Source organism: Streptomyces sp. WAC 04229, assembly GCF_003947455.1.
In the GTDB taxonomy this organism is placed as follows: Bacteria; Actinomycetota; Actinomycetes; order Streptomycetales; family Streptomycetaceae; genus Streptomyces.
Window position 1 is genome coordinate 14,878 of record NZ_QHJH01000022.1, and the last position, 18,293, is coordinate 33,170.

General features: G+C 72.7%; 16 protein-coding genes and 2 pseudogenes. 14 read left to right on the forward strand and 4 right to left on the reverse strand.

Features of this window, described 5'->3' with window-relative positions; genetic code table 11:
• Positions 1-115: 115 nt before the first annotated feature.
• The 7 genes and pseudogenes from rpmG to DMH12_RS09315 form a co-directional block, all read left to right on the forward strand.
• Positions 116-265: pseudogene (rpmG, locus tag DMH12_RS09285) on the forward strand (50S ribosomal protein L33); the annotation flags it as partial.
• Positions 266-296: 31 nt separating this feature from the next.
• Complete coding sequence (ykgO, locus tag DMH12_RS09290) at positions 297-419, forward strand: type B 50S ribosomal protein L36 (RefSeq protein WP_125491079.1); 123 nt, start codon at positions 297-299, stop codon at positions 417-419.
• A gap of 161 nt (positions 420-580) precedes the next feature.
• Complete coding sequence (locus tag DMH12_RS09295; RefSeq protein WP_125491080.1) at positions 581-1,654, forward strand: polyprenyl synthetase family protein; 1,074 nt, start codon at positions 581-583, stop codon at positions 1,652-1,654.
• A gap of 127 nt (positions 1,655-1,781) precedes the next feature.
• Complete coding sequence (locus DMH12_RS09300) at positions 1,782-2,066, forward strand: polyprenyl synthetase (protein ID WP_125491081.1); 285 nt, start codon at positions 1,782-1,784, stop codon at positions 2,064-2,066.
• Positions 2,059-3,117 (forward strand): polyprenyl synthetase family protein, encoded by a 1,059-nt coding sequence (locus DMH12_RS09305; RefSeq protein WP_125491082.1) that lies wholly within the window; start codon positions 2,059-2,061, stop codon positions 3,115-3,117. The genes DMH12_RS09300 and DMH12_RS09305 overlap by 8 nt, the downstream gene beginning before the upstream one ends.
• Before the next feature lie 13 nt (positions 3,118-3,130).
• Entirely contained in the window at positions 3,131-4,291 is a 1,161-nt protein-coding gene (locus tag DMH12_RS09310) for an oxygenase MpaB family protein (RefSeq protein ID WP_125491083.1), read from the forward strand.
• A 107-nt stretch (positions 4,292-4,398) separates the two neighbouring features.
• Positions 4,399-5,832, forward strand: coding sequence for a WGR domain-containing protein (locus tag DMH12_RS09315; RefSeq protein ID WP_125491084.1), 1,434 nt, complete (start codon positions 4,399-4,401; stop codon positions 5,830-5,832).
• Between the two features lie 13 nt (positions 5,833-5,845).
• Here DMH12_RS09315 and DMH12_RS09320 read toward each other — a convergent pair whose 3' ends face one another.
• Both DMH12_RS09320 and DMH12_RS09325 read right to left on the reverse strand, forming a co-directional pair.
• Positions 5,846-6,268, reverse strand: a complete 423-nt coding sequence (locus tag DMH12_RS09320; RefSeq protein WP_125491085.1) for a DUF350 domain-containing protein — start codon at positions 6,266-6,268, stop codon at positions 5,846-5,848.
• Between the two features lie 83 nt (positions 6,269-6,351).
• Entirely contained in the window at positions 6,352-7,452 is a 1,101-nt protein-coding gene (locus DMH12_RS09325; protein WP_125491086.1) for a DUF475 domain-containing protein, read from the reverse strand.
• A gap of 199 nt (positions 7,453-7,651) precedes the next feature.
• Between DMH12_RS09325 and DMH12_RS09330 the strand changes: the two genes are divergently transcribed.
• From DMH12_RS09330 to DMH12_RS09345, 4 genes and pseudogenes are all read left to right on the forward strand, one after another.
• Entirely contained in the window at positions 7,652-8,107 is a 456-nt protein-coding gene (locus tag DMH12_RS09330; protein ID WP_125491087.1) for a Fur family transcriptional regulator, read from the forward strand.
• A gap of 29 nt (positions 8,108-8,136) precedes the next feature.
• A complete protein-coding gene (katG, locus tag DMH12_RS09335) occupies positions 8,137-10,353 on the forward strand; it encodes a catalase/peroxidase HPI (protein ID WP_125491088.1) in 2,217 nt (738 codons plus the stop codon).
• A gap of 95 nt (positions 10,354-10,448) precedes the next feature.
• A pseudogene (locus tag DMH12_RS09340) lies at positions 10,449-11,449 on the forward strand (aminoglycoside phosphotransferase family protein).
• 56 nt (positions 11,450-11,505) lie between these two features.
• The gene (locus tag DMH12_RS09345) at positions 11,506-11,772 is read left to right on the forward strand and encodes a hypothetical protein (protein WP_125491089.1); all 267 of its coding nucleotides are present in this window, start codon (positions 11,506-11,508) and stop codon (positions 11,770-11,772) included.
• Here the strand turns inward: DMH12_RS09345 and DMH12_RS09350 are convergent.
• Complete coding sequence (locus tag DMH12_RS09350) at positions 11,691-12,752, reverse strand: MerR family transcriptional regulator (protein WP_125491090.1); 1,062 nt, start codon at positions 12,750-12,752, stop codon at positions 11,691-11,693. The two genes, DMH12_RS09345 and DMH12_RS09350, sit on opposite strands and share 82 nt — an antisense overlap.
• Positions 12,753-12,873: 121 nt before the next feature.
• Here DMH12_RS09350 and DMH12_RS09355 point away from each other — a divergent pair, with 121 nt between their 5' ends.
• On the forward strand, positions 12,874-14,445 hold the full coding sequence (locus DMH12_RS09355) for an alpha/beta fold hydrolase (protein WP_125491091.1): 1,572 nt from the start codon (positions 12,874-12,876) through the stop codon (positions 14,443-14,445).
• Positions 14,438-16,036, forward strand: coding sequence for a molybdopterin-dependent oxidoreductase (locus DMH12_RS09360; RefSeq protein ID WP_125491092.1), 1,599 nt, complete (start codon positions 14,438-14,440; stop codon positions 16,034-16,036). The genes DMH12_RS09355 and DMH12_RS09360 overlap by 8 nt, the downstream gene beginning before the upstream one ends.
• 39 nt (positions 16,037-16,075) lie before the next feature.
• Here the strand turns inward: DMH12_RS09360 and DMH12_RS09365 are convergent, their stop codons facing one another.
• Positions 16,076-16,774, reverse strand: a complete 699-nt coding sequence (locus DMH12_RS09365) for a TetR/AcrR family transcriptional regulator (RefSeq protein WP_125491093.1) — start codon at positions 16,772-16,774, stop codon at positions 16,076-16,078.
• A 144-nt stretch (positions 16,775-16,918) separates the two neighbouring features.
• Between DMH12_RS09365 and DMH12_RS09370 the strand changes: the two genes are divergently transcribed.
• Positions 16,919-18,142, forward strand: coding sequence for a saccharopine dehydrogenase family protein (locus tag DMH12_RS09370; protein WP_125491094.1), 1,224 nt, complete (start codon positions 16,919-16,921; stop codon positions 18,140-18,142).
• The last annotated feature ends 151 nt before the right edge of the window (positions 18,143-18,293 follow it).

Below are 18,293 nucleotides of genomic sequence, written 5' to 3' on the forward strand. Positions count from 1 at the left end.
ACCGCGGGAATGCGCCGGCGGGGGACGGTGTTGAGACGTGCGACTGACATGCGCGGGTCAGCACAGGACGGACACCGCGGGCTCGGTCGGAAGGAGCACCCATGGCACGCAGAACGCACGCCCGGTCGTCAGGCTGAAGTCGACGGCGGGCACCGGCGTCACCTACGTGACGCGCAAGAACCGGCTCAACGCTCCCGACCGCCTCGTGCTGCGCAAGTACGACCCGGTCGCGGGGGCGCACGTGGCGTTCCGCGAGGACCGCTGATCCCGCGCCACCACGGAACGAGGAGGACCCCATGAAGGTGCGCAATTCCCTCCGCTCGCTCAAGGCCAGGCCCGGCGCCCAGGTGGTGCGCCGCCGGGGCGTGACCTACGTGATCAACAAGCGGGACCCGCGCTTCAAGGCCCGCCAGGGCTGAGCGGCCCCGTGCCCGGCCCCGCGCTCGCGGGGCCGGGCTCTTTCGCGTACGTGGTCCGTACCGGTCACCGGTGCCGGGCGGCAGCCCGCGGGGCGGAGCCGCGAGCCTCGGCTGACACACTGCTGAGCGCGTCACTCGCCCGCCCTCAGGAGGACTTCGTCATGACCGAGCAGCCGCCGGCCCGCCTCGCCCGCCACGGGCGCCGGTTCGACAGGCTCTTCACGGAGTACTTCGACGACCTCGCCCGGACACTGGACGCGCCGTCCTTCAGCCGCTTCACCCCTGAGTGCGTGCAGCTGCTGCGCGACCTGTCCCTGCGTGGCGGCAAGCGGATGCGGGTCGTGCTGCTGCACGAGGCCGCCCGGCTGGTCACCGACGAGCCCGTCGAAGGGCTGGACGCCGCCGCCCTGAGCGTGGAGCTGCTCCAGACCCACGGCCTCGTCCACGACGACCTCATCGACGACAGCGCGACCCGCAGGGGCGGCCCGACGACGTACTACGCCTACCGGGAGAGGTTCCCCGGGCAGCCGCGAGCGGCGCTCGCCCTCACCGTGCTCGCCGGCGACCTCGCGCTCGCCCTCTCGCTGCAGGCGCTGCTGGACGCCGGGCTGCCGGCCGAAGTGCGCCAGGCCATGGTCGAGGTGCAGACGCGGGCCGCGGCCGACACCTTCGTGGGCCAGATCGCCGACCTCGAACGCGACTTCACCGACACGGTCCCGGACGACGAGGTGCTGCACGACGTCGCCGACCGGAAGTCGGCCCGGTACTCGATCCTCGCCCCCATGACCCTCGGGCTCATCGCCGCGGGCGAGGAACCGGCGGCCCACGAGGGCGAGTTGCGGCGCTACTCCCGCCTCGTCGGCATCTGCGGACAGATGCGCGACGACTACCTCGACCTGTTCGGCGACGCGGACACGATGGGCAAGCCGACCGGCACCGACCTCCGCGAGGGCAGGCACAGCTACGCCGTCGCCCGGCTCCTGTCCGCCGTGAGCGGCCCCGAGCGGGACTTCGTGCGGGAGGCCCTGGGCGACCCCGGCTGCACGCCGGCGACCGTCGCCGAGATCCGTGCGGTCGGCGAGCGCCGGGGCGTCGACGACCGCATGCGCGCCGAGATGGCGCACTACGCCGAGCAGGCCGGCCTGGTGGCGCGGGGCTGGCGGCCGCGGTGGCGCGAGGACGCGGTGGCGTTCTTCGAGCGGCTGCCCGCGTGGAGCGTGGCGCGGGCCGCCTGACACCAGTTCCCCACGTCACTCGAAGGGGTATTCAGGATCTTCCGCCCCGTATGCCCGGCCATGATCGGACCGGGTGCTCCGCCGACCAGGTGCATCCGTGCCGATGACGTGACCGGTGGGGAGAAGCATGACGGACGCGACGCGACGGGGTTCGGGCAGGGACGAACGGGCCGTGCTGCTGGTCGCCGGCCTGGCCGACCTGGCGGTGAGCACGGTCGGCTCGGCGGTGGGCGGGCTCCGCGGGCTCCTCGGCCGTTCGGACACCGCGGACCTGGTGCGGGACGTGGAAGGGGACCTGCGGGCCCGGGGCAGACTGGCCCTGGACCGGTACACGAGAGTGCCCCCCGCCCACTTGGAGGTTCTCGCCCAGCACGTGAAGGCCCGGCGGACGGCCGACGGCGGCGATGTCTGAGCGCTGGGACCCGGACGCCTTCAGAGCCCGCGTCGACGGCGTCCTGCGGGACTTCCTGGACGAGGAGGCCCGCCTGCTCGTGGCGGTCGACGACGCTCTCGCGCCCGTGGCCGAGCAGCTGCGGACGTCGGCCGGGCACGGCAAACGACTGCGGGCGGCCTTCTGCTACTGGGGATGGCGGGCAACCGGACAGCCCGAAAGCGACGCGCTGGTCAGAGCGGCGGCCTCCATGGAGCTGGTGCACGCCGCCGCGATCGTGCACGACGACCTCATCGACGACAGCCGCCTGCGCCACGGCCTGCCCACCGCCCACGTCGCCCTGGAAGCCGTGCTCGTCCGTGGCGGCCGCCACGAGGCCCACACGGCCGCGCGGTCCCTGGCCATGCTGGTGGGCGATCACCTGATGGCCCTCGCGGGCCGGTTGTTCACCACGAGTGGTCTGCCGGCCGCCTATCTGGCGCGGGCCCGGGACCTGTGGGCCGCCCTCGCCAGGGAACTCATCGCCGGTGAGTGCCTGGAGATCCTGCACACCGGTGGACGACCGGACACCGACACCTCCTTGAAGGTCGTCCGGTACAAGACCGCCAAGTACACCGTCGAACACCCCCTGCTCATCGGTGGCCTGCTCGCCGGTGCCGCCCCCGCGTTGCAGGACACCTTCCGCAACTACGGCCTGCCGCTCGGGGAGGCCTTCCAGCTCCGTGACGACCTGCTCGGCCTGTTCGGCGACCGGGAACGCACCGGGAAGTCGAGCCTGGACGACGTGCGCGGCCACCGGCCGACCGCCCTGCTGGCCGAGACGTGGAAAGCGGCCGACGACGCGCAACGGGGCTGGCTGCGCGGCCTGCTGGGCCGCGACGACCTGGACGGAACCCATCTGCGCGACGTGCGCCGTCTCATGCTCGAGCTGAAGGCGCCCCAACGGATCGAGCGGATGATCGCCGCCCGAGTGGAGCGCGCCACCCGTGCCCTGGACGGCGGGGGGACACCGCCGCACGCCCGCCGGGCCCTGCGCGAACTCGCCCTCCATGCCACCGACCGCACGCACTGACGAGGAGCCCGCGATGACCTGTACCGAGACGTCGATGGAGGCCCTGCGCCACAGCGGAGACGAACTGGCCGACGCGGTCGTCGCCACGCTGTTCGAGCGCGGCGAGGTCGGCAAGTTCAACTCACTGATGCGCTACGTCTCCACCACCGGTCAGCAACTGCCGGACGGCCTTCCCGGCGTGGCCCGGGAGTACCTGCGGACGACCGGCACGCCGCCCGACTGGGTCGACTGGGAGGAGATGGAACGAGCCCGCGCCTTCTTCCTCGACAACAACGTGCACATCTCCACCGCGCTGTCGTTCGCGTCCATGCCCGCCTGCTACCTCGTCCCCCACGTCGCCCGGCTGCTGTCGGCCACCCACGGGCTGGACTACCCCTCCAAACGCATGGCCGAGACCGGCCAGTTCACCGTCTACCTCATGCAGCCGGACGCCTTCGAGGCCGGCGGGCGCTTCATCCCCGCCGCCCAGAAGGTACGCCTGCTGCACGCCGCCATCCGTCACCACCTGAAGCGGGAGGACCGCTGGGACACCCGGACCCTCGGCGTGCCGATCTGCCAGGAGGACATGATCGGCGGGCAGATGTTCTTCTCCCTGCTCGTCCTGGACAGCCTCCACCGACTCGGCATCCACATGTCCGTCGAAGGAGCTGAGGCCTACTTCTACGCCTGGCGCGTCGTAGGCGCCGTCCTCGGAGTCGACCAGTCGGCGGTCCCGACCACGCTCGACGAGGCACGCCGGTTCCTCGACCTGTACATGCTGCGCCACATGGGTCCCTCCGAGGAGGGCGTCCACCTGACGAGGCAACTGATCGACCTGTACGAGGAAGTCGTCCCGGGCACCCTCTTCGACCCGGTCGTCTCCGCACTGATCCGCCACCTCGTGGGTGACACCTGCGCCGACTGGCTGGGCGTACCGAGCACCGCCTGGGACACCCTGGTGCGCGCCGCCCCGCACCTCCTCGGCGTCCTGGAGACGATCGAGGACCGTTCACCGCTCGGCGCGTGGGCCCTGGACCGGCTCGGCCATCTCACCACCGTCCTGGAGCTGTCCTCCCTGACGCGTGGACGCGTGATGCACTACGCCATCCCCGAACATCTGAAGGAGGGGTACGGCGTCTCCGGCGCCGCCGCCCGCACCAGGCGCTGGGCCCCGCCGCCCGCGACCGTCTCCTGAACGACCGGGCCACCCGGTCGACGGACCGATTGTCAGTGGGACCTCCTACTGTTCAGGCAGTGGGACCCGCGGAACACGCCGCGGGACCGGGCGGGGAGAGGTCTGACATGTCGAAGACGTACCTGGAGCTGTCACAGGACGACGGGAGCGCGCACAAGTTCTACGAAGTCACCGTCCAGGGACAGGTCGTGTCGGTGCGCTACGGCAGGATCGGTGCCGCCGGACAGACCCAGACGTCGACCTTCCCCACCGCCGAGAAGGCCGCGGCCGCCGCCGCCAAGAAGATAGGCGAGAAGGTCCGCAAGGGATACGCCCCGGCCGTCCAGGGACAGCGCGCGCCGCGCGCCGTCACCCGCAGGCAGGTGGCCTCCGCGCCCTCCACCGCCCGCGCGGTCGCCCCGGTCCTGTGGCGCTTCCGCACCGGCTCCGCCGCGTTCGGCATCCACATCGACGAGGAGCGCTGCTGGGTGGGCAACCAGTCGGGCGACGTCTACACCCTGGCGCACGGCGGCGAGGTCCTCGCCCACTACCAGCTGCCGGACGGCGTCAAGTGCCTGGTCGCCGACGACTTCTGGATCTACGCCGGCTGCGACGACGGCCGGGTGTACGACCTGTCGTCCAAACTCCCGTTCGCCGCCTACGACATCGCCGCCGACGTCGACATCTTCTGGCTCGACATCCACGAGGGCGTGCTGAACGTCGCGGACCGCGCCGGGCGCCTCACCGTCATCGACCACGAGGACGAGCACCAGTGGGCGCGCGGCGGGCGCGGTGAGCACGCCTGGATGGTGCGCGCCGACGACCGGGCCGTCTACCACGGGCACACGCGCGGTGTGACGGCCCACGCCCCGGACGGCGGCACCGAGTTGTGGCACACGCCCACCCAGGGGGCCGTGCTCTTCGGCTGGCAGGAGGACGACGCGGTGTACGCGGGCACGGCGCGGCACACCGTCCAGCGGCTGTCGAAGACGACCGGCACCATCGAGGCGACCTACCACTGCGACAGCCCGGTCTACTCCTGCGCCACCTCGCCCGGCGGCCGGTACGTGTTCGCGGGCGACTCCGCCTCCTCGGTCTACTGCTTCGACCGGGACGGCACGCGGTTGTGGAAGCTGGGCACCGGCGGCGGCTCCGCGCTCTCGATGCAGTACCGCGACGAGCGGCTGTTCCTGGTCGCCACGGACGGCTCCCTGGCCTGCGTGGACGCGAGCGAGACCGCGGTGAAGGCGGCGGAGCAGGGCTCGGTGCCCGTCGCCCGCGACGTCAAGCTCGCCGCCACCCTGCCGACGTACGCGCCCGCCACCGCGGCCGGCGCCGTCACGACCGTGGCCGTGGCGCCCGCCGGCTCCGTCGTCGTGGAGTGTGTCCAGGAGAACGGCCGGACCCGCATCCACGTGGTGTCGGAGGGGTACGACCGTTCCTGGAACGTCCAGTTCCCGAGGGCGATACGGGAGCCCGGCGCGCGGTACGTGGTCGACGCGCTGCACGCCGCCTCGGGCGGCTTCTACCGGGTGCGCGGGGACATCAGGCGCCTGCAGTGACCGGGCGGCGGCGTCAGGCTATCGACGCCGCTATGACCGCGGAGACCGCGACGTTGCAGGACGCCGTCACCCACACCGCGGGGTGCGGCTCCTGCTCGACCAGCGTCGCGCCCAGCCGCCCCGGGGTGATCAGGTCGACCACCAGGAAGGCCACGGCCATCATGACGAGCCCCAGCAGCCCGAAGACCGCCGTCGACACCAGGCCCTTGCCGAAGTCCTCGTACGTGGTCCAGATCGAGGTGAAGACGATGCCGCCGATGCCGAGCAGCGCGGAGCTGAGCACGAGGGCGGCGTTGCGGTTGCGCTGCTCCCAGATCTGCCGGCCGAGCTTGCCGGGGGTCAGCAGATCGACGAGGACGATCCCGAGGACCAGGAGGACCAGACCGAGGCCGCCGTAAGCGGCGGCCCGGCCGAGTCCGTTGACGATGTCGCTCATGGGGTAGCCGGCTCCGTTGGGTTGAGGGATCGCGAATGATCGTGGTCAAGGCGCTGCAAAATGTAGCGCACCCGTTCGGAGCGTCAGGAGGCGGTCCGCAGCGCGCGGTTGCGGCGTACCGAGGACCAGAAGGAGGAGCCGATCAGGACCACGCCGATCAGGCCGGTGACGATCTCGTTGATCTCGTACTGGACGGTCACCAGCAGGATGACCGACAGGGCGCCGATGGCGTAGTGGGCGCCGTGCTCCAGGTAGACGTAGTCGTCCAAGGTGCCCTGGCGGACCAGGTAGACGGTCAGCGACCGGACGTACATGGCGCCGATGCCGAGGCCGAGGGCCATCAGCACGATGTCGTTGGTGATGGCGAAGGCGCCGATGACGCCGTCGAAGGAGAACGACGCGTCCAGGACCTCCAGGTAGAGGAACATGAAGAACGCGGCCTTGCCGGCCAGCTTGACCGGTGAACCGGAGCCTTGGCCGCGCTCCGCCTGCCGCTCCGCGTCGTGCTCGCGCTCCTCCTCGTCCTCCAGCTTCTGCTCGAAGAAGCCGGAGAGCCCGCCGACGACCATGTAGGTGATCAGACCGCCGACACCGGCCAGCAGGACCGTCTCCGTCTTGTCGGCGTGGATGCCGCCGTGCTGGTGGGCGTGGGCGCCGAAAGTGATCGCGGAGACCAGCAGCACGACCAGGGCGACGCAGACCGACAGCATGTCGACCTTGCCGAGCTTGGCCAGCGGGCGCTCCAGCCAACCGAGCCACTTGATCTCCCGGTCCTCGAGGACGAAGTCGAGGAAGATCATCAGGAGGAACATGCCACCGAAGGCGGCGATCGACGGATGCGCGTCCGTCACCAGTTCCTGATAGCGCTCCTTGTCCGTGAGCGCGAGATGCACCGCGCTCCAGGGACTCAGCCGCGCGCTGATCGCCACGATCACCACCGGGAAGACCAGCCGCATCCCGAACACGGCGATCACGATGCCCACGGTGAGGAAGATCTTCTGCCAGAAGGCGTTCATCTTCTTCAGGATCCCTGCGTTGATCACCGCGTTGTCGAAGGACAGCGAGACCTCCAGGACGGAGAGGATCGCCACGATGCCGAGCGCCGTCCAGCCGTCGTAGAGCACGCCCACGGCCAGGCCGAGGGCGGTGACGGCGAAAGCCCAGCGGAACGTCTTCAGAAGCACCGGCCACTCATTCCTGTCGTCACGTGCGGGTGGGGCATCCCCTGCCAGTGCCCGCCACGCAGGTTGTCTACCACGATCATCCGGCCCCGGCCGGACAGGACCCGGACGGCCGGTGCCGGACGATGACCTGGACGACAACCAAGAATGGAATCGTTCGTTTCCTTGAGTCATTCGTGTTCCAGGGAGTAGGTTCACGGCCATGACGGCATCCCGGCACTCCCGGAACCAGACCACCGCCGCCGAGCTGCGCGCGGTGGGCCTGCGGGTGACCGCCGCCCGCGTCGCGCTGCTGGAGACGGTCCGGGAGGGCGACCACCTCGACGCCGAGGCGGTCGCGTCCGGGGTGCGCCGACGCGTCGGGCAGGTCTCCCTCCAGGCCGTGTACGAGGCCCTGCACGCGCTCACCGCGGCCCGGCTCGTGCGCCGCATCGAGCCGCCCGGCAGCCCGGCGCGGTTCGAGGGACGGGTCGGCGACAACCACCACCACGTCCTGTGCCGGTCCTGCGGAGCCCTCGCCGACGTCGACTGCGCCGTCGGCGACGCGCCCTGTCTGACCGCCTCCGACGACCACGGCTTCGCGATAGACGAGGCCGAGGTCATCTACCGGGGCCTGTGCCCCGACTGCTCCACCCCCGGCAGTTCCCCAGCACCTTGATCCGCCCCGTTCGGAAGGATTTCCCTCGCATGTCCGAGAACCACGACGCCATCGTCACCGACGCGAAAACCGAGGAGACGGGGGGCTGCCCGGTCGCCCACGGACGCGCCCCGCACCCCACGCAGGGCGGCGGCAACCGTCAGTGGTGGCCGGAGCGGCTCAACCTGAAGATCCTCGCCAAGAACCCGGCCGTGGCCAACCCGCTGGGTGAGGAGTTCGACTACGCCGAGGCGTTCGGCAACCTCGACCTGTCCGCCGTGAAGCAGGACATCGCCGAGGTGCTCACCACCTCCCAGGACTGGTGGCCCGCCGACTTCGGCCACTACGGCCCGCTCATGATCCGCATGGCCTGGCACAGCGCGGGCACCTACCGCATCAGCGACGGCCGCGGCGGCGCCGGCGCCGGCCAGCAGCGCTTCGCCCCGCTCAACAGCTGGCCGGACAACGGCAACCTCGACAAGGCCCGCCGCCTGCTGTGGCCGGTCAAGAAGAAGTACGGCCAGAGCATCTCCTGGGCCGACCTGCTGGTCCTCACCGGAAACGTCGCCCTGGAGCAGATGGGCTTCGAGACCTTCGGCTTCGCCGGTGGCCGCGCCGACGTCTGGGAGGCCGAGGAGGACGTCTACTGGGGCCCGGAGACCACCTGGCTCGACGACCAGCGCTACACCGGCGACCGCGAGCTGGAGAACCCGCTCGGCGCCGTCCAGATGGGCCTGATCTACGTCAACCCGGAGGGCCCGAACGGCAACCCGGACCCGATCGCCGCCGCCCGCGACATCCGTGAGACGTTCCGCCGCATGGCGATGAACGACGAGGAGACCGTCGCGCTGATCGCCGGCGGCCACACCTTCGGCAAGACCCACGGCGCCGGTCCCGCCGACGCCGTCGGCGACGACCCCGAGGCCGCCTCCATGGAGCAGCAGGGCCTGGGCTGGAAGAGCACCCACGGCACGGGCAAGGGCGGGGACGCCATCACCTCCGGCCTGGAGGTCACCTGGACCACGACCCCCACCCAGTGGAGCAACGGGTTCTTCAAGAACCTGTTCGAGTACGAGTACGAGCTGGAGCAGAGCCCGGCCGGCGCCAACCAGTGGGTGGCGAAGGACGCCCCGGAGATCGTCCCGGACGCGCACGACTCGTCCAAGAAGCACCGCCCGAAGATGCTCACCACCGACCTGTCGCTCCGCCTCGACCCCATCTACGAGCCGATCTCCCGCCGGTTCTACGAGAACCCGGAGGAATTCGCGGACGCGTTCGCGCGCGCCTGGTACAAGCTGACCCACCGCGACATGGGCCCGAAGTCCCTGTACCTCGGCCCGGAGGTCCCCGAGGAGACCCTGCTGTGGCAGGACCCGCTGCCGGAGCCCGACGGTGAGGCCATCGGCGCCGAGGACGTCGCGACGCTCAAGACCAAGCTCCTCGAGTCGGGCCTGTCCGTCGCGCAGCTGGTGTCCACCGCGTGGGCCTCGGCGTCCACCTTCCGCGGCAGCGACAAGCGCGGCGGCGCCAACGGCGCCCGCATCCGCCTGCAGCCGCAGCGCGGCTGGGAGGTCAACGAGCCCGACGAGCTGGCGCAGGTGCTGCGGGTCCTGGAGGGCGTCCAGCAGGAGTTCAACTCCGGCGGCAAGAAGGTCTCCCTCGCCGACCTGATCGTCCTGGGCGGCTCCGCCGCCGTGGAGAAGGCGGCCAAGGAGGCCGGCTTCCAGGTGGAGGTCCCCTTCACCGCGGGCCGCGTCGACGCGACGGAGGAGCACACCGACGCCGAGTCGTTCGAGGCACTGGAGCCGGTCGCCGACGGCTTCCGCAACTACCACGGCAAGGGCAACCGCCTGCCGGCCGAGTACCTGCTGCTCGACCGGGCGAACCTGCTGACCCTGAGCGCCCCCGAGATGACCGTACTGGTCGGCGGACTGCGAGTCCTGGGCGCCAACCACCAGCAGTCCCAGCTCGGTGCGCTCACCCGGACCCCCGGCGTGCTGACCAACGACTTCTTCGTCAACCTGCTCGACCTGGGCACCACGTGGAAGTCGACGTCCGAGGACCAGACCACGTTCGAGGGCCGCGACGCCGACACGGGCGAGGTCAAGTGGGCGGGCAGCCGCGCCGACCTGGTCTTCGGCTCCAACTCCGAGCTGCGGGCGCTGGCCGAGGTCTACGCGAGCGACGACGCCAAGGAGAAGTTCGTGCACGACTTCGTCGCCGCCTGGGTCAAGGTCATGAACCTGGACCGCTTCGACCTGGCCTGATCCACCGGCGTCCGGGCCGGCCGGTGCACACCGGCCGGCCCGGACGGGTGCGAAAAGCGCTGGCCGCCCGCGGCACACGGTGCTGGGATGGCGTGATGCTCGGTGACGTGCCGGTGGTGGTGGACCGGGGGCGGTACCAGGATGCCGTGACCCCCTGGGAGGAGCGGCCCTGGCGGGCCGACGCGCTCGCCTGGACGGCGGGCGCGCTGGCCGCGCGGGGCCTGCGACCGGCGGGGGAGTGGCGGGTGCGGCTGCGCCCGTGGTCCGTCCTGGTCCGCGTGCCCGTCGAGGGACGTGACGCGGTCTGCTTCAAGGCCAATCCGCCGGCCAGTGCCTTCGAAGGCGCCCTGACCGAGGCACTGGCCCGCTGGGTGCCCGGGCGGGTACTGGAGCCGCTGGCCGTGGACGCCCGCCGCGGCTGGTCGCTGCTCCCCGACGGAGGACCGCTCTTCCGGGACGTCCTCGCACGGGGACGGCCGGCCCCGGCGCCTGGGAGGAACTGGTGCGCCAGTACGCGGCCGTGCAGCACGCCCTCACCCCGCACACCCCCACGATCACGCGGCTGGGTGTACCCGGCGTTCCCGTCACCGCGCTGCCCGGCGTCTTCGACCGGATCGACGACACCCCGCTGCCACCGCACGAACGCGCGAGCCTGCGGAAGCTGCGCCCCCGCCTGCCGGACTGGTGCGCGGAGCTCACGGCCCTGGGCGTCCCGGACTCCCTCGACCACGCCGACCTGCACGACGGCCAGGTGTTCCGCCCCGGGCCCGGCAGGTTCACGTTCTTCGACTGGGGCGACGCCATCGTCTCCCACCCCTTCGCGAGCCTGGCCGTCCCCGCCCGCCGGGCCCGCGAGGAACACGGGCCTCGGGTACTGCCCCGCCTGCGTGACGCCTACCTGGAGCCCTGGACCGGCGCCGGCCGGAGCACGGCGGACCTGCGGAGGGCGGTGGGCCTCGCCTGGCGGCTCAGCGCACTCGGCCGCGCGGCCGCCTACGGCAGGCTGTTCCCCGCCGCGTCCGGCGCCGCCGGCGCCGCCACCGCCGAGGCGGCCGCCCGCTGCCTCCTGCAACTCCTCGACGACCCGCCGCTCTAGCCCGGCCCGGCCCGGGACCCCGGCCGTTGTCAGTGGCGGATGCGAGGCTGCGCGTCATGGATGAAGTGGAGTTCATGCGGGGCAGGGTCTACGGCGCCGATCACGACAGCCCCGGACCCCGCGCCGGACGCGTGTACGCGCACCTGGTGGGCGGTCCCCTGGACGGCCTGCTGCTCGACGTCACGGACCTCACCGACCGGGAGCGCGGCCGGGGCGTGTCCCTGGCCACCGAGATCGGCCACTACGGCGCGGGCGGCCGCTCCGCGTACGCGCCCAGGCCGGGGGACCCACGCCGCTTCGACTGGCGCGGCGACGTGCCCTGACCCACGGCCTCCCTGGTCTCCCCGAACGCCCCGGTCTCCGAGGCCAGCGCCGCGAGCAGCCAGTCGTGCGCGGCCCCGGGGGTCGGCTCGGGCCTGCCACCCGGCGGCGTACGCACCTGGGAGACCAGTTCCCAGTAGGTGTCGAGCCGCGGGTCGGCGGCGAGTTGCCCGGCGAGCCGGTGCCGGAAGCCCGGCGTGTCCCGGACGCCGTACGCGCTCGTGTACGCGGCGACGAAACCGTCCAGCGCCTCGCCGGGCCGCGGCTCCCGGTCCCGGCGCAGGTGCACACCGGCCAGCTCGTACGCCTCCGCCAGCCCCGCGTACAGCACGGCCGCACCCCGGGCCCCGGAGACCCGGTGCGCCTCGGGCTGCGGCTGCGCGGTGCCCGGGCACGGGGCGAGCGTGAGGGCGTTGAGACGGGCGAAGGCCAGCAGCTGGTCCGGGGCGGGGTCGTCGGGCGGCTGCGGAACCGCCACGTCCAGGAACGCCGCGGCCGCGGGCGCCGGCATCCGGGCCGGCAGCCAGCCGCGCCAGAACCGGACCAGCGGCGCCGTGCTGGGCGGCAGGGACACGGCGCCGATCAGCCGCAGCCGGCCGGCCCGATCCCCGGGCGGGCACTCCTGCACCAGCCGCAGCGCCGCCTCCCGCCAGCGCATCGCCCGCAGCTCCGAGCCGAGTTCGCGCAACCGTCCGGCGACCGCGGCCTCCAGCGTTCCGCCCTCGCCGCCCCGTCCACCGGTCTCGTCCTCCTCCTCGAGGACCCGGCGCACCTCGGGCACGGACAGACCCAGCGCGCGCAGCGACCGGATCAACCGCAGCCGGTCGAGCGCCTCGGGGCCGTACCGCCGGTGCCCGCCCGTGCTGCGGGAGGCTTCCGGCAGCAGATCGCCGTCGGAGTAGAAGCGGACGGTCTTGACGGTGACACCCGCCCGCTCGGCGAGTTCGCCGATGCCGCACAGATCGTCGTACGACGTGACCACTTGAACCTCCCTCAGGGGGAGTTCCTACCGTACCCGCGAACGCGGACCGGTGATCGGCCCGGTCCGCGGACGTACGGCATCGCTGCGACGCCGTACCGGACTCCGCGACGAGGGAGCGACCATGACCACCTTCATCCTGGTATCGGGCATGTTCACCGGCACCCACATCTGGCAGGACACCGCCGCGCGCCTCACCGCCGCCGGCGCGCGGGCGCACACCGTCGCCCTCACCGGGCTCGACGGGCCGCGCGCCGCGCCGGGCACCGGCGTCGACCTGGAGACCCACATCGCGGACGTACTCGCGGTGATCGACTCGGTGGAGACCGGGCCGGACGGCAAGGTCGTCCTGGTGGGGCACGACTACGGCATCCACCCGGCCGTCGGCGCCGCCGACCGGCGCGCGGACCGCGTCGCCCGGATCGTGCACCTCGACTCGGGCCTGCCGCGGGACGGGGTCCCGGCGCTGGCCGCGGTGCCCGACCAGTCCCTGCGCGAGCGGCTGGGCGGGGAGGAGAGCCACGACGGACTGCTGCCGCCCCCGGCGGCCCACGACGCGTGGCAGCGCTGGGGCAGCACCGATGGCGTCCCGGCCGCGGCCCTGGACCGGCTCACCGCGCTCGCCGCCCCGCAGCCGCTCGGCACCCTGCTCCAGCCGCTGCGGCTGACCGGCGCCGTCGACACGGTGCCCTCCACCGGAGTGCTCTGCACCGGCAACGGCACCAGCATCGAACTGATCCAGATGCTGGTGGGCCTCGGCGATCCCGCGCTGCGCGCCCTGACCGACCGCCGCGTGACGTTCTTCGAACTCCCCACCGGGCACTGGCCGATGCTCTCCCGCCCGGCCGAACTCGGCGACGTACTGCTGCGGGCCGCGGCCGGCGAGGGACACCGCCTGACGCCCGTCGACGCCGCCGAACCGCCCGCGCACCTGAGGCCGTTCCTGCTGGACGTCCCCGAAGTCCCCCGGGAACGGCACGGCAACGTCGACCTGTACCTGCCCGACGCCCAGGAGCCGCGCCCCGCCGTGGTGTTCGTGCACGGCGGTCCGGTACCCGCCGACGCGACCCCGACCCCGCGCGGCTGGCCGGGACTGACCGGGCACGCCCGGTACGCGGCTGCGGAAGGCGCGGTGGGCGTGCTCCTCGACCACCGGCTGCACGACCTCGGCGACTACGAGCGGGCCGCCGCCGACGTGGCCGCCGCCGTCGAACTGGTCCGGGCCGATCCCAGGGTGGACGCCGACCGGATCGCACTGTGGTTCTTCTCCGGCGGCGGCCTGCTCACCGTCGACTGGCTGTCCGCGCCCCCGGCGTGGCTGCGCTGCCTCGCCGCCACGTACCCGGTCCTCGCCCCGCTCCCCAACTGGGGTCTGTCCGGCACCCGCTTCCACCCGGCCCGGGCGCTGGCGAACGCCGGGGCGCTGCCCCTCGTACTCACCCGGGTGGGACGGGAGATGCCCGAGATCGCCGCCACCGTCGAGGAGTTCCTGGCGGCGGCGAAGGACCACGGCGCGGACGTGGAGGTGATCGACGTGCCGAACGGCCACCACGGCTTCGAGACCATCGACCGGACCGACGAGGCACGCGCGGCGATACGGCACGCCATGCGGTCGGTCCTGCGTCTCGCCTTCGGGCCGGACACGCGCGGTCACCAATCCGCCCGCCGTCCGGCCCCGGATTACCGACGTGAGTGACGACGACAGGACCCCGCGCCATCATCCGGTCCCGGCACGGGCGCGTCTCGGACCGGGGGCGCTGAGCGGTCTGCTGGCGGGCGGCGCGGCGCTCGCCGCCGCCGAGTTGGCGGCGGCGGCCGTGCGACCGCAGGCCGGTCCGGTCGTCGCGGTCGGCGGGGCCGCCATCGACCGGACGCCGGCCGCCGTCAAGGACTGGGCGATCCGCTCCTTCGGCACCGACGACAAACTGGTCCTCCAGCTCGGCATCCTCGCCGTCCTGACGCTTTTCGCCCTGGCTCTCGGCCTGCTCGCCCTCCGCCACCGGCGGACGGGCGCCGCGGGCGTCCTGGTCTTCGGTGTCGTCGGCGCCGCCGCCGCCCTCGGCCGGCCCGACTCCACGGGCCTCACGGACGCCCTGCCCTCCGTGCTGGGGGCGGCCGCCGGGGCGCTGCTCCTGTACTTCCTCGTCGGCCGTCTGCCCGCACCGGGCCGGGACGTCCCGGAGGGGCAGGGCGAGGACTGGGACCGGCGCCGGTTCGTGATCGCGGCGACCGCCGCTGCCGCCGCCTCGGCCGGGGCCGGTGTCCTGGGCCGGGCCCTGAGCGGCGCAGGCGGCCGCGCAGCCGTCGCGTCCCGCGACGACCTCACCCTGCCGCGGCCCGCCTCGGGCGCCCCCGCCGTGCCCCGCCGCGCCCGGGTACGGGTCGCCGGGGTCAGCTCCTTCTTCACCCCCAACAGCGACTTCTACCGGGTCGACACCGCCCTGGTGGTCCCCAAGGTCGACGCGACGACCTGGAAGCTGCGCGTCCACGGCAAGGGAGTCACCCGGGAGAAGACCCTGACCTTCGACGACCTGCTGCGGCGCGAGCTGATCGAACGCGACATCACCCTCACCTGTGTCTCCAACGAGGTCGGCGGCCCGTACGTGGGCAACGCCCGCTGGATCGGCGTCCGGCTGGCCGACCTCCTTCAGGAGTGCGGCGTGCGGCCGCCGTCGGCCGGCGGCCCCGCCGATCAGCTCGTCGCCCGCTCCACGGACGGCATGACCATCGGCAGCCCGGTGGAGGACGTCATGGACGGCCGCGACGCGATGCTCGTCGTCGGGATGAACGGCCAACCCCTGCCCTTCGACCACGGGTTCCCGGTCCGCATGCTCGTGCCCGGTCTCTACGGCTACGTCTCGGCCTGCAAGTGGATCCAGGACATCGAGCTGACGAGGTTCGACGACTACGACGCCTACTGGGTCAAGCGCGACTGGGCCCGCGAGGCCCCGATCAAGACCCAGTCCCGGATCGACACGCCGAAGCCGTTCGGCCGGCCCGAGGCGGGCACGGTGATGGTCGCGGGCGTCGCCTGGGCACAGCACCGGGGCGTCGACAAGGTGGAGATCCGCGTCGACGACGGCCCCTGGCGGGAGGCCACCCTCGCGGCCGAGGACTCCCGCGACACGTGGCGCCAGTGGTCCTACGCCTGGAAGGCCACGAAGGGCGGCCACACCCTGACCGTCCGGGCCACCGACCGCACCGGCGAGGTACAGACCGAGAAGCGCACCGGGACCGTGCCGGACGGCGCGAGCGGATGGCACTCCGTGGTGGTGACCGTGGACTGAGCGGGGCCGAGCCGTCCTCCCGCGGTGAGAGCGCGTCCCTCACGGCTCCAGACGCGCCGCCATGTGGTCGAGGAGCATCTCCAGGGCGACCGGGTAGGCGCTGTGCGGCATCCGCCGGGCCAGGAGGGGGGCCGTGGCGGCGATGTGGGGGTGCGACGTCGCCGGCAGGCGTGCGTACGTGGTGGCCCACATGTCCTCGTCCGCCGTCCGGCTCTCCTCCGTCAGCGCGAGCGCACCGGCGTCGAGCGCCGCGAAGGCCAGGCTCTGGTCGATGAAGGTGTGGTAGATCCGGGCCGCGTCCTCGTCCGGCAGACCGGCGCCGCGCAGGATGCCGAGGATGGTCTCGTCCACCGCGATCTCCCGGGGGCGCCCGGTGACCCGGCTCGCCGTGAGCACGGCGGCCTGCGGGTGGGCCAGGTAGGCCGAGTGGATGGCGAGGCCCAGGGCCCGCAGGTCGGCACGCCACCGACCGGTCGCCGTCCAGTTCCCCAGGGCCCGGCCCATCAGTTCGTCGCCGATGGCCCGCGTGAGGTCGTCCATCCCCGCGAAGTACCGGTAGAGGGTGCTCGGATCCGCGCCCAGCGCCAGGCCCAGGCGCCGGGCGGTCAGGCCGCTGCCGCCGTGCTCGCGCAGCAGCCGCAGCGCGGTGTCCACGATGAGCGTCTCGGACAGCACCGTGCCCTGCCGGGTCGGCCGCCGCCTGCGCCGCGCCTCGTCCCGTACCACCGGCTTCGGCATCGCACTCCTCCTCGTCACCGCGACCGCCACCGCCACCGCGGCGGCCTTATGCCAACACGGTTGACCTTACCGTTCGGGCTCCCGTTCCATCGGGGGTACCCGGGAGGCGCCCGTCTTCCGTGACGAGCCAGAAAGGTGTCCGACATGCGTGTACTCCTCGTCGGCGCGGGCGGTGTCGGTACCGCCGTCACCAGGATCGCGGCCCGCAGGCGGTTCCTGACCCACATGGTCGTGGCCGACTACGACCTCGCCCGTGCGGAGGCGGCGGTCGCCGCGCTCGGCGGGGACGGCGACCGTTTCAGCGCCCGCCGGCTGGACGCCTCGGACGGCGAGGCCGTACGCCGGATGCTCACCGAGCAGCGCTGCGACGTCCTGCTCAACGCCACGGACCCGCGCTTCGTGATGCCCCTGTTCGAGGCGGCACTGGCGGCCGGGACGCACTACCTCGACATGGCGATGTCGCTGTCCGTCCCGCACCCCTCCCGCCCGCACGAGGAGTGCGGTGTGAAGCTCGGCGACGACCAGTTCGCCCTGGCCGGCCGCTGGGACGAGTCCGGCCGGGTCGCCCTGGTCGGCATGGGCGTGGAGCCCGGCCTGTCCGACGTCTTCGCGCGGTACGCCGCCGACGAACTCTTCGACGACATCGAGGAGATCGGGGTCCGCGACGGCGCGAACCTGACCGTCGAGGGCTACGACTTCGCGCCCTCCTTCAGCATCTGGACCACCATCGAGGAGTGCCTCAACCCGCCGGTCGTCTTCGAGAAGGACCGCGGCTGGTTCACCACCGCGCCGTTCAGCGAGCCCGAGACCTTCGACTTCCCCGAGGGCATCGGCCCCGTGGAGTGCGTGAACGTCGAGCACGAGGAGGTCCTGCTCATCCCGCGCTGGGTGGACGCCCGGCGCGTGACGTTCAAGTACGGCCTCGGTGAGGACTTCATCGCCAAGCTGCGGACCCTCCACGAACTCGGCCTGGACTCCACCGCAGAGGTGACCGTGCCCGGCGCGGACGGCCCGGTCGGCGTGTCCCCGCGCGACGTGGTCGCCGCCTGCCTGCCCGATCCGGCCGGCCTGGGCGACCGGATGACCGGCAAGACCTGCGCCGGCACCTGGGTCAGGGGCAGTCGGGGCGGCGCGGCGCGCGAGGTGTACCTGTACCACGTCGTCGACAACGAGTGGTCGATGCGCGAGTACGGTTCCCAGGCCGTCGTCTGGCAGACCGCCGTCAACCCGGTCGTCGCCCTCGAACTCCTCGCCACCGGCGCCTGGCAGGGCACCGGGGTCCTCGGTCCCGAGGCGTTCCCGCCGCGCCCCTTCCTCGACCTCCTCACCGAGTACGGGTCCCCCTGGGGCCTGCGCGAAGAGGGCTGACCCGCGGCCGCGGCCGGACCGCCCCGCCGTCCGGAGACGCTGGACGGCGGGGCAAGCGTTTTCTGTGCGACGTCTTGACGTGTACGCGGCGCAGTGAGTGGATGGGGCGTGGTGTGGGAGCGCTCCCACACCATGTCTTCCCGTATCCGCA

Bases quoted from the DNA above. Each gene is read 5' to 3' on its own strand.
- DMH12_RS09330 (WP_125491087.1), top strand. From the start codon at position 7,652: ATGACGGCATCCCGGCACTCCCGGAACCAGACCACCGCCGCCGAGCTG.
- DMH12_RS09300 (WP_125491081.1), top strand. From the start codon at position 1,782: ATGACGGACGCGACGCGACGGGGTTCGGGCAGGGACGAACGGGCCGTG.
- katG (WP_125491088.1), top strand. From the start codon at position 8,137: ATGTCCGAGAACCACGACGCCATCGTCACCGACGCGAAAACCGAGGAG.
- DMH12_RS09315 (WP_125491084.1), top strand. From the start codon at position 4,399: ATGTCGAAGACGTACCTGGAGCTGTCACAGGACGACGGGAGCGCGCAC.
- DMH12_RS09355 (WP_125491091.1), top strand. From the start codon at position 12,874: ATGACCACCTTCATCCTGGTATCGGGCATGTTCACCGGCACCCACATC.
- DMH12_RS09370 (WP_125491094.1), top strand. From the start codon at position 16,919: ATGCGTGTACTCCTCGTCGGCGCGGGCGGTGTCGGTACCGCCGTCACC.
- DMH12_RS09320 (WP_125491085.1), bottom strand. From the start codon at position 6,268: ATGAGCGACATCGTCAACGGACTCGGCCGGGCCGCCGCTTACGGCGGC.
- DMH12_RS09310 (WP_125491083.1), top strand. From the start codon at position 3,131: ATGACCTGTACCGAGACGTCGATGGAGGCCCTGCGCCACAGCGGAGAC.
- ykgO (WP_125491079.1), top strand. From the start codon at position 297: ATGAAGGTGCGCAATTCCCTCCGCTCGCTCAAGGCCAGGCCCGGCGCC.
- DMH12_RS09305 (WP_125491082.1), top strand. From the start codon at position 2,059: ATGTCTGAGCGCTGGGACCCGGACGCCTTCAGAGCCCGCGTCGACGGC.
- DMH12_RS09345 (WP_125491089.1), top strand. From the start codon at position 11,506: ATGGATGAAGTGGAGTTCATGCGGGGCAGGGTCTACGGCGCCGATCAC.
- DMH12_RS09365 (WP_125491093.1), bottom strand. From the start codon at position 16,774: ATGCCGAAGCCGGTGGTACGGGACGAGGCGCGGCGCAGGCGGCGGCCG.
- DMH12_RS09295 (WP_125491080.1), top strand. From the start codon at position 581: ATGACCGAGCAGCCGCCGGCCCGCCTCGCCCGCCACGGGCGCCGGTTC.